Origin of the sequence: Streptomyces rhizoryzae (assembly GCF_023155275.1) — a bacterium.
Taxonomy (GTDB): Bacteria; Actinomycetota; Actinomycetes; order Streptomycetales; family Streptomycetaceae; genus Streptomyces; species Streptomyces rhizoryzae.
The window spans coordinates 129,324-142,353 of the sequence record NZ_JALMUV010000002.1 but is presented as its reverse complement, the minus strand read 5'-3'; the positions used below and the strand labels follow the sequence as shown (position 1 = coordinate 142,353).

General features: G+C 72.2%; 9 protein-coding genes. 4 read left to right on the top strand and 5 right to left on the bottom strand.

Annotated features, from left to right (window positions below):
- Window positions 1–7 precede the first annotated feature (7 nt).
- Together MUU72_RS02515 and MUU72_RS02510 are read right to left on the bottom strand one after the other, a co-directional pair.
- Window positions 8–619, bottom strand: a complete 612-nt coding sequence (locus tag MUU72_RS02515) for a methylated-DNA--[protein]-cysteine S-methyltransferase (protein WP_248011414.1) — start codon at window positions 617–619, stop codon at window positions 8–10.
- 90 nt (window positions 620–709) lie between these two features.
- On the bottom strand, window positions 710–1,591 hold the full coding sequence (locus tag MUU72_RS02510) for a glycerophosphodiester phosphodiesterase (RefSeq protein WP_248011413.1): 882 nt from the start codon (window positions 1,589–1,591) through the stop codon (window positions 710–712).
- Window positions 1,592–2,090: 499 nt separating this feature from the next.
- Here MUU72_RS02510 and uvrB point away from each other — a divergent pair, with 499 nt between their 5' ends.
- Window positions 2,091–4,238: an excinuclease ABC subunit UvrB gene (uvrB, locus tag MUU72_RS02505; RefSeq protein WP_248011412.1), complete on the top strand. Its 2,148-nt coding sequence runs from the start codon at window positions 2,091–2,093 to the stop codon at window positions 4,236–4,238.
- A 163-nt stretch (window positions 4,239–4,401) separates the two neighbouring features.
- Window positions 4,402–5,433: a TerC family protein gene (locus MUU72_RS02500; RefSeq protein WP_248011411.1), complete on the top strand. Its 1,032-nt coding sequence runs from the start codon at window positions 4,402–4,404 to the stop codon at window positions 5,431–5,433.
- A gap of 89 nt (window positions 5,434–5,522) precedes the next feature.
- Here the strand turns inward: MUU72_RS02500 and MUU72_RS02495 are convergent, their stop codons facing one another.
- The 3 genes from MUU72_RS02495 to MUU72_RS02485 form a co-directional block, all read right to left on the bottom strand.
- The gene (locus MUU72_RS02495; protein ID WP_248011410.1) at window positions 5,523–6,179 is read right to left on the bottom strand and encodes an MBL fold metallo-hydrolase; all 657 of its coding nucleotides are present in this window, start codon (window positions 6,177–6,179) and stop codon (window positions 5,523–5,525) included.
- A gap of 10 nt (window positions 6,180–6,189) precedes the next feature.
- Window positions 6,190–6,930 (bottom strand): maleylpyruvate isomerase family mycothiol-dependent enzyme, encoded by a 741-nt coding sequence (locus tag MUU72_RS02490; RefSeq protein WP_248011409.1) that lies wholly within the window; start codon window positions 6,928–6,930, stop codon window positions 6,190–6,192.
- A 218-nt stretch (window positions 6,931–7,148) separates the two neighbouring features.
- On the bottom strand, window positions 7,149–8,720 hold the full coding sequence (locus MUU72_RS02485; RefSeq protein ID WP_248011408.1) for an FAD-dependent oxidoreductase: 1,572 nt from the start codon (window positions 8,718–8,720) through the stop codon (window positions 7,149–7,151).
- 80 nt (window positions 8,721–8,800) lie between these two features.
- Between MUU72_RS02485 and MUU72_RS02480 the strand changes: the two genes are divergently transcribed.
- Both MUU72_RS02480 and uvrA read left to right on the top strand, forming a co-directional pair.
- The gene (locus MUU72_RS02480; protein WP_372502948.1) at window positions 8,801–9,547 is read left to right on the top strand and encodes a TetR/AcrR family transcriptional regulator; all 747 of its coding nucleotides are present in this window, start codon (window positions 8,801–8,803) and stop codon (window positions 9,545–9,547) included.
- A gap of 242 nt (window positions 9,548–9,789) precedes the next feature.
- On the top strand, window positions 9,790–12,888 hold the full coding sequence (gene uvrA, locus MUU72_RS02475; protein ID WP_248011407.1) for an excinuclease ABC subunit UvrA: 3,099 nt from the start codon (window positions 9,790–9,792) through the stop codon (window positions 12,886–12,888).
- Window positions 12,889–13,030: the final 142 nt, after the last annotated feature.

Here is a 13,030-nt window from a genome sequence, read left to right as displayed (position 1 = left end):
GGCCGCCTCAGAACAGCGGAGCGGGCAGCACGCCCTCCAGGGCCAGCAGTAGCCGCTTGGTCTCCAGGCCGCCGCCGAAGCCGCCGATCCCGCCGTCGCTGGCCACGACCCGGTGGCAGGGCACCACCACGGGGAGCGGGTTGGAACCCATCGCCGCGCCCACCGCGCGGGCCGCGCCCGGCTCCCCGACCCGGTCGGCCAGGTCCTGGTAGCCGACCACGCCGCCGTACGGAACGCCGTCGGCCAGGGCGTGCAGCACCCGGGCGTTGAAGCCGGAGGACAGCGACCAGTCCAGCGGGACCGTGAAGGCGCGCAGCGCACCGGAGAAGTACCGGCCGAGCTCATCGGCGGCCGTCTCCAGGTGGGGTATGCCCGGCACCGGCGGCCCGCCGAAGAGGTGCTCCAGACGGGTCAGCGCCCGCCGCACCACCGGCTCGTCCGCGTGGAAGACCACCTGGACCAGGCCCTGCGGGGTCGCCGCCAGCAGCAGCGGGCCGATCGGCGCCGCGACGCGCCGCCAGCCCCACGCGCGGCGGGCCGGGCGGCCCGCCTCAGGGGCGGCGTCCTCGGCGGCGGCGGGAGCCGCGGCCGGTCCGGGAACGTGCTCTGCGTTGGTCACGTGCCCAGCCTAGGACCGGCCACTGACAACGCGGCGGGGAACGGAACCGGCGGCCGCCGCCGGACCCGCTCTCCGCCGCGCCCCGGGCGGTCAGTACCCGGCGTCGTCCAGCGCCTGGTGGACCACGTCGGGCTTGTTGCTGATGACCCCGTCGACGCCCAGGCCGGCCGAGGTGACCGCGGTCTTGGCGTCGTCGACGGTCCAGGTGTAGAGCTCCAGCCGCCGCCCGTGCGGCCCCCGGAGCGCGTGCACGGCGTCCACGTACGGATGGGTGACCGCCGTGTGGGGCGGGTTGATCTGGTCGCAGTACGCGGCGTACTTGGGCAGGTCGGCGACCGAGGGGCTGCCGAGGAAGCCCGTCTTGACGGACCGGTTCAGCTGGTGGACCTTCTTGAGCGCGTCGGCGTTGAAGCTCTGGATGATCAGCCGCTTCTTGAGGTGGCCCTTGTCCAGCCAGCCCTCCTCGCGCAGCTCCCGGAGGGCCTGCCGCTCGATGCCCGGGTACAGCTCGGGGTTCTTCAGCTCCATCAGGAGCCGCTGGCCGTTGTGCTCCACCTCGTCGAGGTAGTCCTCCAGGGTCGGCACGCGCTCCCCCTTGAACTTCGCCCCGAACCAGCTGCCCGCGTCCAGCTTCTCGATCTCCCGGAGCGTGAAGTCGCCGACGTTCCACGGGGAGCGGTCCGGGAAGACCTTCTTGGCGTCGGTCGTCCTGGCCAGCGAGGTGTCGTGCAGGACGACCAGCTCGCCGTCCTTGGTGCGCTGGACGTCGTTCTCGACCCAGGTGATCCCGCGCCGGTGCGCCGTGTCCACGGAGGCGAGCGTGTTCTCGGGCGCGTACGCCGCGGCGCCGCGGTGGCCGACCACCACCGGGGGATGCCCGGGGGCCGCGGCCTGGGCGCCGGCGGTGGGGAGGGCGAGCGCGGACAGACCCAGGAGCGCGCCGGCGAGGGCGGCGACGGGGCGGATACGCATACGGACTCCTCGTGACGTCGTGGACGTGAGCTGAGGTGCGGTGGGGGGCGGGGTGGAGGGGGTGGACGGGGCGGACGGACGGAAGGGTCGCAGCCGGGCGGGAGGGGGAGGCGGACGTGCGGTGTCCGGGCGCTGAACGGAAGAGGGCCGGTGTTCCGTGCGGAGCGTCGCAGTTGCAGGATGCCCGGAATGGCCGTGCAGCAGACGTACGTCCCGACGCCGTCCAACTTGCCGGAGGCGCGGCGTCCGCGCATCTCGGCCGACGAGGAGTCACCCGTCGCGCAGTTGACCGTTTTTGCCGGCCGGGTCCGGGGCGCACCGGCGCGGGCCGGTCCCGGCGCCCCGCCCCGCGCCGGGGCCGCGCCGTGAGCGGCCGAGCCGCCCGCGTGGGCCGGTCCCGTGGCGCCCCCGCCGCCCCGCCGCCCGATCCCTTCCGGAAAACCGCAGGTCAGGGCCGGTGCGGCATCGATTGTCAGTGGCGGGTCGTACGGTGGATCCCATGCGGCCCGTTTCCCAGATCGAACGCACGGTGGCGCCCTTCGAGGTCGTCAGCCCGTACCAGCCCAGCGGCGACCAGCCGGCGGCCATCGCCGAGCTGGAGCAGCGCATCCGCGGTGGTGAGAAGGACGTCGTCCTGCTGGGCGCGACCGGCACCGGCAAGTCGGCGACCACCGCGTGGATGATCGAGAGGTTGCAGCGCCCGACGCTCGTCATGGCGCCCAACAAGACCCTCGCGGCCCAGCTCGCCAACGAATTCCGCGAGCTCCTGCCCCACAACGCCGTCGAGTACTTCGTCTCCTACTACGACTACTACCAGCCCGAGGCGTACGTCCCGCAGTCCGATACGTACATCGAGAAGGACTCCTCCATCAACGAGGAGGTCGAACGGCTGCGCCATTCCGCGACCAATTCCCTCCTCACCCGGCGGGACGTGGTCGTGGTCGCGTCGGTGTCCTGCATCTACGGCCTGGGTACACCCCAGGAGTACGTCGACCGCATGGTGCCCCTCAGGGTCGGTGACGAGATCGACCGCGACCAGCTGCTGCGCCGCTTCGTCGAGATCCAGTACGCCCGCAACGACCTGGCGTTCACCCGGGGCACCTTCCGGGTCCGCGGCGACACCATCGAGATCTTCCCGGTCTACGAGGAGCTGGCCGTCCGGATCGAGATGTTCGGTGACGAGATCGAGGCGCTGTCCACGCTGCACCCGCTCACCGGCGAGGTGATCAGCGACGACGAGCAGCTGTACGTCTTCCCCGCGAGCCACTACATCGCCGGTCCGGAGCGGATGGAGCGGGCGATCGCCGGGATCGAGGCCGAGCTGGCGGACCGGCTGGCCACCCTGGAGAAGCAGGGCAAGCTGCTGGAGGCCCAGCGGCTGCGCATGCGCACCACCTACGACATCGAGATGATGCGCCAGGTCGGCTCCTGCTCCGGCATCGAGAACTACTCGATGCACCTGGACGGCCGTGAGCCGGGCTCCGCGCCGAACACCCTCCTGGACTACTTCCCCGACGACTTCCTGCTGGTCATCGACGAGTCGCATGTCACCGTCCCGCAGATCGGCGCCATGTACGAGGGCGACGCCTCCCGCAAGCGCACCCTGGTCGACCACGGTTTCCGGCTCCCCTCGGCGCTGGACAACCGGCCGCTGAAGTGGGAGGAGTTCCTGGGGCGGGTCGGCCAGACCGTCTATCTCTCCGCCACCCCAGGCCCCTACGAGCTGTCCCGTGGCGACGGCTTCGTGGAGCAGATCATCCGGCCGACCGGGCTGGTCGACCCGGAGGTGGTGGTCAAGCCCACCGAGGGGCAGATCGACGACCTGGTGCACGAGATCCGCAAGCGCACCGAGAAGGACGAGCGGGTCCTGGTCACCACCCTCACCAAGAAGATGGCCGAGGACCTCACCGACTACTTCCTGGAGCTCGGCATCCAGGTCCGCTACCTGCACAGCGACGTGGACACCCTGCGGCGCGTGGAGCTGCTGCGCGAGCTGCGGTCCGGCGAGTTCGACGTGCTGGTCGGCATCAACCTCCTCCGGGAGGGCCTGGACCTGCCCGAGGTCTCCCTGGTGGCGATCCTGGACGCCGACAAGGAGGGCTTCCTGCGCTCCGGCACCTCGCTGATCCAGACCATCGGCCGCGCGGCGCGCAACGTCTCCGGCCAGGTGCACATGTACGCCGACAAGATCACTCCGGCGATGGAGCGGGCCATCGAGGAGACCAACCGCCGCCGGGACAAGCAGCTGGCCTACAACAAGGCCAACGGCATCGACCCGCAGCCGCTCCGCAAGAAGATCGGCGACATCGTCGCCACCCTCGCCCGCGAGGAGATCGATACCGAGGAGCTGCTCGGCACCGGCTACCGCAAGGCCGCGGGCAAGGACGGCAAGGCCAAGGCACCGGTCCCGGCGCTCGGCGGGAAGGCGGGCGGCAAGGCCGCCAAGGGCAAGGGCAAGGGCGGCAAGGCCGGCGAGGTCCTCACCGACCGCCCGGCGGCGGAGCTCGCCGAGATGATCGAGGAGATGACGGACCGGATGCGGGCCGCCGCGGCGGAGCTCCAGTTCGAGGTCGCCGCCCGGCTCCGCGACGAGGTCGGCGAGCTGAAGAAGGAGCTGCGGCAGATGAAGGAGGCCGGCCTGAAGTAGCGGCCCGGAGGGCGCGGGGGGGCCTCACCCCCGCCCCACCAGCGCTTTTGTATTTTTCTTTGCCATTTCATGGTTCTCCTTTACCCTTTCTCGTATGGAGGGGCACCGGAGTCCCCCGGCAGCGACGACGCTGTGAGTGCCGTACGACCATGCCGGAGGAGCCATGGACGTTTCCCCGACCCTGTGGGCCCTGACCATCCTCGGTCTGGCCGCCCTGATCGCCGTCGACTTCTTCATCGGCGGACGCAAGCCCCACGAGGTGTCCCTGAAGGAAGCCGGTATCTGGACCGGCGTCTGGGTGGGGCTCGCCGCGCTGTTCGGGCTCGGTCTGCTGGCGTTCGGCGGCGGCGCGCCGGCCGGTGAGTTCTTCGCCGGCTTCATCACCGAGAAGTCGCTCAGCGTCGACAACCTCTTCGTCTTCGTCCTGATCATGGGCAAGTTCGCGGTCCCGGCCGTCTACCAGCAGCGCGTGCTGATGGTCGGGGTGCTGATCGCGCTGGTGCTGCGGGCCGGGTTCATCGGCGCGGGCGCCGCGATCATCGCCAACTTCTCCTGGGTCTTCTACCTCTTCGGCGCGTTCCTCGTCTGGACGGCGTGGAAGCTCATCCGGGAGGCGCGGGCCGGCGAGCAGGACGAGGAGTTCGAGGAGAACCGCTTCCTGAAGGCGGTGGAGCGCCGCTTCCCGTCCACCGACCGCTACCACGGCACCCGGCTGTTCATCGTCGAGAACGGGCGGCGGTTGATGACGCCGATGCTGATCGTCATGCTGGCGATCGGCACCACGGACGTCCTGTTCGCGCTGGACTCCATACCGGCGATCTTCGGCCTCACCCAGGACCCGTACATCGTCTTCACCGCCAACGCCTTCGCGCTGATGGGGCTGCGGCAGCTGTACTTCCTGATCGGCGGGCTGCTGAAGAAGCTGGTGCACCTCTCCTACGGCCTGTCGGTGATCCTCGGGTTCATCGGCGTGAAGCTGGTGCTGCACGCCCTGCACGAGTCCGGGGTGGCCGTCCCGGAGATCAGCATCCCCGTCTCGCTGGGCGTGATCTGCGCCGTGCTGGCCGTCACCACGGTGACCAGCCTGCGCGCCGCGAAGCGCCAGGCGGCGGCCGGGGAGCCCGCGGAGGGTTCCGCCGCGGCGGCGGACGGGGAGCGGGACGCGGCCGCCGAGGAGGCGGGCGCCCGGGGCTGACCCCGGGCGGCGGCGCGGTCCCGGCAGCACGGAGCCCGGCGGGCGAGGAGCGCCCGCCGGGCCCGTCGCGGAGAGCGGCGGCCCGGCCGCTACCAGCCGCGCTCCCGCCACTCGGCAAGATGCGGCCGCTCCGCGCCGAGCGTGGTGTCCGCGCCGTGGCCCGGATACACCCAGGTCTCGTCCGGAAGCCGGTCGAAGAGCTTGTGCTGGACGTCGTCGAGCAGGCTGGTGAACCGCTCGGCGCTGCCCCAGGTGTTGCCGACCCCGCCGGGGAAGAGGCAGTCCCCGGTGAAGACGTGCGGATGGCCGTGCGGGTCGTCGTAGACCAGCGCGATGCTGCCCGGGGTGTGACCGGTCAGGTGGCGGGCGGTCAGCCGGACCCGGCCGACGGTGAGCGTGTCGCCGTCCTCCACCAGGACGTCCGTCGGGACGGGGATGCCTTCCGCGTCGTACCGCCCGGCGTACGTCCGGGCCCCCGTCGCGTCGACGACCTCGCGCAGCGCGCCCCAGTGGTCGCCGTGCTGGTGCGTGGTGACCACGGACGCCAGGCCGCTGTCGCCGATCAGGGTGAGGAGCGTGTGCGGCTCGGCGGCCGCGTCGATCAGCAACTGCTCGTCGGTCGCACGGCACCGCAGCACATACGCGTTGTTGTCCATGGGACCGACCGCGACCTTCGAGATCATCAGGTCGGTCAGCTCGTGCACGTCGGCCGGTCCGCCGACCTTCACTGCTCCGCTGTAGGTCATGCCACCAACTCTAGAGCGGGGGGACGGCCGGCAGCGGCCCGCCCTGGACGGTCAGCCGCCCGCCGTCGCCGCGCCCGGTCAGCCAGCCGACCAGGTCGGCCGGGGCGCCGCTGACCACCACGTCGGGGCCGGCGCCGGCGCCGTCGGAAGCGCCGCGTCCGGTGCGCCACCGGCGGCCGTCGCCGGTCCGCAGCTCCAGGTCGGGCAGGTCCGGGTGCCCGGCGAACTTCACCTCGGACAGGAACCCCAGCTCGCTGTCCAGGAAGGGCGGCGGCAGCTGCTCGACGAGGTAGCCGACGCCCAGGTCGACATGGTGCAGCTCGACCTCGGCCAGCCGGCGCAGCGCCAGCCGGTCGGCCCGTTCGACCACGCCGTTGCGCATCTCGACGCGGTAGTCCCGGCGGTCCGCCGGCAGCGCCCGCGCGGCCGCCGTGAAGCGGTCCGCGCTCTCCCGCAGATCGTCCAGGTGGGCCGCCAGCGGGCGGTCGGCGTCCCGCTCGATGTCGCCGTCGCGCGCCTCGGCGCTGGTGTACATCGGGGTGCGGACGCCGGTGCGCGCCCAGGTCAGGAGGTTGACCAGGGCGTCCGCGTTACGGGCCAGGTGGGCCAGGACGTGACCGCGGGTCCAGCCGGGGAGCAGCGACGGTTCGCCGACCGCCTCGTCGTCGAGTTTCCCCAGGGAGACCAGCAGCCGGTCGGTGGCGTCGCGGACGGCGGCGGCGTCGCGCGGGAAATCAGGAGGGATGGTCATGGCCCGACGCTAGCGCCGGGCGGGCCGCTCCGGGAGGCGGACGGAGCCGTTCCGGGGGGATGAGGGGTGGTGCCGGTGGCACGGGTGGTGCGCACGGGTGTGGAGGGGGCGGACGGTCCGCCCGCTGCCGCCACACCTCCGCCGCCCCCGCGCCCCCGGGCGCCGCCCCGCACGGTCCACGGGGCGGTGCCCGCGCGCCGTGAACGGCTCGTCCGCGGCTACGGGGCGGGCACCGCCTGCGCCGCTACCGCCGCCGGTGCGCCGAACCACCGCTCCAGCGCGGCGTCCAGCTCCTTTCCGGGCCCGTCCCCGGCGTCGGCCGCCCAGGCCACGAAGCCGTCCGGGCGGACCAGCAGACCGGTCAGGCCGGGCCGCTCCGGGCAGCCGGCCGTCACCACCCGCACCCGGTCGCCGCGGCCGGCGGCCCGCGCGCGCAGCGCGGGGTCGTCCGCGAGGTCCAGCAGCAGCCCGCGGCCGGTGTGCAGGTGGTCCGCGAGCCGGCTGCCGTCGGACAGCTCCAGGTCGGGGGCGCTGCGGCCGGTCAGCGGATGGCTGCCGGGCAGGTCGTAGCGCTGCCAGACGCCGGAGATCTTCTTGACGAAGTAGGTGGTGGCGTCGGTCGTCCCGGAGAGTTCGGCGACCACCTCGCGCAGCGCCGCGGCGTGCGACTCCGGCCGCATCAGCGCCACTTGGGCCCGGGTCCACGCCAGCACCCAGGCACCGATCGGGTGCCGCTCGGCGGTGTACGTGTCGAGCAGGCCCTCCGGTGCCCAGCCGTGCACCGTGGCGGCCAGCTTCCAGCCGAGGTTCATCGCGTCGCCGAGCCCGAGGTTGAGGCCCTGGCCGCCGAACGGCGCGTGCACATGGGCCGCGTCGCCGGCCAGCAGCACCCGGCCGCGGCGGTACTCGGGGACCTGGCGGGCGTTGTCGGTGAAACGGGTCGCGGAGGTGACCTTGGTGACCGTCACGTCCGGGACACCGGTGACCCGGCGCAGCGAGGTCTGCAACTCCTCGGCGGTGACCGGGGCTTCGCGGTCCGCGGGCGGCCCGTCGAACTCCACGGTCAGGATCCGGCCGGGCAGCGGCCCGTGCACATACGTCCCGGTGGCGGTCCAGTTCCAGCCGGCCCCCAGGGCGTCGGCGCCGGTCATCTCCACGAGGGCCTGGTGGCCGGTGATCGACGGGGCGGTGCCGGGGAACGGGAAGCCGGCGAGCCGGCGGACCGTGCTGCGGCCGCCGTCGCACCCCACCAGCCAGCCGGCCTCCAGCGTGCCGTCCGAGGTGTGCACGCGGACGCCCGCGTCGCCGGCGTCGAAGCCGGTCAGCGTGACCCCGCGGCGCACGGTGACGCCCAGCTCGGCGGCGCGGGCGCCCAGGATCCGCTCCAGGGCCTCCTGGGGGATCAGCCCCACCTCGCCGGCCGGTCCGCTGCCGGCGAAGTCCGGGTCCGCCTCGTCGAGCAGGTCGCCGCGGAGCATGATGCCCGCGAAGTGCCCGGCGAACCGCGGTACCGGGCGCGGCACCGAGGCGCCCGCGGACTGCCGCTGCCGGGCGAACGCGCCGAACGTCTCCAGGGCGGCGCGCTGCACCTCGGCCAGCGGCGGCAGCAGCCCGCGCCGGTACAGCGCCTCGGCGCTGGGGGTGTTGATGGCCCCCGCCTTGATCGTCGTGTCCACCTCGGTCAGCCGCTCCAGGACGACGACCCGGACCTGGGCCAGTGCCAGTTCGCAGGCGAGCATCAGCCCCACCGGGCCACCCCCTGCCACCACTACGTCTGCGTCATGCTTCATGGGCTTGAGTGTAGTCACTAAAAAAATGTCTCGGCTAAAATTTTTCCGGAGTGCAGGGGTCCGGAAGGAAGGCGGAGAAGGTGACCGAAAACGGCTCGGCGGGGGAGTGGCGGCAGGACGGCGGGGTGCTGGGCTCCCGGGAGGCGGAGCAGGAGGGGCTGAGCCTGCGTGAGCGCAAGAAGCTGCACACCCGGCAGCGGATCTCCGGGGCCGCTACCGCACTCTTCATCGAGCGCGGCTTCGACAACGTCACGGTCGCCGAGGTGGCGCGGGCGGCCGAGGTGTCCACCATGACGGTCTTCAACTACTTCCCGCGCAAGGAGGACCTCTTCCTCGACCGCATCCCGGAGGCGATCGACCTGCTCGTCCGGGCGGTGCGCGAGCGGGACCGGGACGAGACGCCGCTGGCCGCGCTGCGCCGGCTCGTGCTGGACCTGCTGGCCCGGCGCCACCCGCTGGGCGGGCCGGGGGAGGGGTACGAGCACTTCTACCGGACGGTGCTGGACGCGCCGTCGCTGCGGGCGCGGGTACGCGAGGCGGCCGAGGAGATCGAGGGGGCGCTCGCGGGGGCGCTGGCCGAGGCGTCCGGGGCGGATCCCGCGCGGCCCTGTCGGGAGGTCCGGCTGGCCGCGGCGCTGATCGCCGCCGGGCTGCGGTCCCTCTGTATGGAAGCCGTGGGTCGGCAGCTGGCGGGTGACCCCGCGGCCGAGGTGGCCGCTGACCACGAAGCAGTGATCCGGCACACGTTCGACGTGCTGGAGCGGGCGCTGCCGGACGGCGGTCTGGTGCGCGGCGGACCGGAGGGCCCGGCCGGCCGGATGGCGTAACGGCAGGTCACGGGGGCGGGAAGGATGCGGGGTCGCCACACGTTCGAGTGAACAGGGCTCGCGAGGTCCGTAAATCGAATGCACGTGCTATAGGCTCGTGTGTGGCATCCCAACGACAGTGCCGCGACGGCCCCCATACCCTTGGTCGGGGGGCCCGCTCCGCTCCGCCGCCTCTGCTCGCTCACCGCGCGGCGGACGCAGCCCGTGGCTCCCGCCCCTCTCCAAGAAAGGTGCCGACCGGCGTGGCCGACCGTCTCATCGTCCGTGGCGCTCGCGAGCACAATCTCCGCAACGTCTCGCTCGACCTCCCCCGCGACTCCCTCATCGTCTTCACGGGGCTCTCCGGGTCGGGCAAGTCCTCGCTCGCCTTCGACACGATCTTCGCCGAGGGGCAGCGGCGCTATGTCGAGTCGCTCTCCTCGTACGCCCGGCAGTTCCTCGGGCAGATGGACAAGCCCGATGTGGACTTCATCGAGGGCCTGTCCCCCGCGGTCTCGATCGACCAGAAGTCGACCTCGCGCAACCCGCGCTCGACGGTCGGCACGATCACCGAGGTCTACGACTACCTCCGCCTGCTCTTCGCCCGGATCGGCAAGCCGCACTGCCCCGAGTGCGGCCGGCCGATCGCCCGGCAGTCGCCGCAGGCCATCGTCGACAAGGTCCTGGAGCTCCCCGAGGGCAGCCGCTTCCAGGTGCTCTCCCCGCTGGTGCGCGAGCGCAAGGGCGAGTTCGTCGACCTCTTCGCCGACCTCCAGACCAAGGGCTACAGCCGCGCCCGGGTCGACGGCGAGACCGTCCACCTCACCGACCCGCCGAAGCTGAAGAAGCAGGAGAAGCACACCATCGAGGTGGTCATCGACCGCCTCACGGTCAAGGAGAGCGCCAAGCGGCGGCTGACCGACTCCGTCGAGACCGCCCTCGGGCTCTCCGGCGGCATGGTCATCCTCGACTTCGTCGATCTGGAGCCGGACGACCCGCAGCGCGAGCGGATGTACTCCGAGCACCTCTACTGCGCCTACGACGACCTCTCCTTCGAGGAGCTGGAGCCGCGCTCCTTCTCCTTCAACTCCCCCTTCGGCGCCTGCCCGGACTGCACCGGCATCGGCACCCGGATGGAGGTCGACCCCGAGCTGATCATCCCGGACGAGGAGCGCTCGCTCGACGAGGGCGCCATCCACCCCTGGTCCGGCGGCCACACCAAGGACTACTTCGGCCGGCTGGTCGGCGCGCTCGCCGACGCCCTCGGCTTCCGCACGGACATCCCCTGGGCCGGGCTGCCGCAGCGCGCCAAGAAGGCCCTGCTGTACGGCCACAAGACCCAGATCGAGGTCCGCTACCGCAACCGCTACGGCCGCCAGCGGGCGTACACCACCGCCTTCGAGGGCGCGGTGCCGTTCGTCAAGCGCCGGCACAGCGAGGCGGAGAGCGACAGCAGCCGGGAGCGCTTCGAGGGCTATATGCGCGAGGTCCCCTGCCCGACCTGCGAGGGCACCCGGCTCAAGCCGATCGTGCTCGCCGTCACCGTCCAGGGGAAGTCGATCGCCGAGGTCGCGGCCATGTCGATCAGCGACTGCGCCGACTTCCTCCGCTCCATGACGCTCAACGCCCGCGAGAAGACCATCGCCGAGCGGGTCCTCAAGGAGGTCAACGAGCGGCTGAAGTTCCTGGTCGACGTCGGCCTGGACTACCTCTCGCTGAACCGCGCGGCCGGCACCCTCTCCGGCGGCGAGGCCCAGCGCATCCGCCTGGCCACCCAGATCGGCTCCGGCCTGGTCGGCGTGCTCTACGTCCTGGACGAGCCGTCCATCGGCCTGCACCAGCGGGACAACCACCGGCTGATCGAGACCCTGGTACGGCTGCGCGACATGGGCAACACCCTGATCGTGGTCGAGCACGACGAGGACACCATCAAGGTCGCCGACTGGGTCGTGGACATCGGCCCCGGCGCCGGTGAGCACGGCGGCAAGGTGGTCCACAGCGGCCCGATGAAGGAGCTGCTGGCCAACAAGGACTCCCTCACCGGCCAGTACCTCGCCGGCAAGAAGTCCATCCCCACGCCGGAGCTCCGCCGCCCCACCGACCGGTCGCGGCAGCTGACGGTCCACGGCGCGAAGGAGAACAACCTCCGCGACATCGACGTCTCCTTCCCGCTCGGGGTGCTCACCGCGGTCACCGGAGTCTCCGGCTCCGGCAAGTCGACGCTGGTCAACGACATCCTCTACACCCACCTCGCGCGCGAGCTGAACGGCGCCAAGTCGGTCCCCGGCCGGCACACCCGGGTCGCCGGCGACGACCTCGTCGACAAGGTGGTGCACGTCGACCAGTCGCCGATCGGCCGCACCCCGCGGTCCAACCCGGCCACCTACACCGGCGTCTTCGACCACATCCGCAAGCTCTTCGCGGAGACCATGGAGGCCAAGGTCCGCGGCTATCTGCCGGGGCGCTTCTCCTTCAACGTCAAGGGCGGCCGCTGCGAGAACTGCTCCGGCGACGGCACCATCAAGATCGAGATGAACTTCCTCCCGGACGTGTACGTCCCGTGCGAGGTCTGCCACGGCGCGCGCTACAACCGCGAGACGCTGGAGGTCCACTACAAGGGCAAGTCCATCGCCGAGGTACTGGACATGCCGATCGAGGAGGCGCTGAGCTTCTTCGAGGCGGTCCCGACCATCGCCCGCCACCTGAAGACGCTCAACGAGGTCGGCCTGGGCTACGTCCGGCTCGGCCAGTCCGCGCCGACCCTCTCCGGCGGTGAGGCGCAGCGCGTCAAGCTCGCCAGCGAGCTCCAGAAGCGCTCCACCGGCAGCACCGTCTACGTCCTCGACGAGCCCACCACCGGGCTGCACTTCGAGGACATCAGCAAGCTCATCAAGGTGCTCTCCGGCCTGGTCGACAAGGGCAACACGGTCATCGTCATCGAGCACAACCTCGACGTCATCAAGACCGCGGACTGGGTCGTGGACATGGGCCCCGAGGGCGGCAGCGGCGGCGGCACGGTCGTCGCCGAGGGCACCCCGGAGCAGGTCGCGGCGCTCCCGGCCAGCCACACCGGCAAGTTCCTGCGGGACATCCTCGGCGACCGGGTCAGCGACGCGGCGCCGGTCAACGGCGGCTCCCGGAAGTCGGCCGCCCGGAAGACCGCGGCGAAGAAGGCGGTGGCCGCCGCCGCCACGGCACGGACGGCGGTGACCGCCCCGGCCACGGCGCGCAAGACCGTCAAGAAGGCCGCGGACGGCAAGGCCACCGCCAAGGCCGACGCCGCGGTCAAGAAGACCGCGAAGAAGGCGCCGGCGAAGACGGCCGCGAAGAAGGCGACGAGCCGGACCCGCAGCTCCTCCTGACGCCGCACCACCCCACCGCCGCGGGGGCGGGACCCCGGACCGGGGCTCCGCCCCCGCGGCGCGTCCGCGGCTCCGCACGGCCGGCGCCCCCGGGGCTCCGCCGAGTCCCACCCGCCGCCTGCCTCCCGCCGCCCGGCCGGGC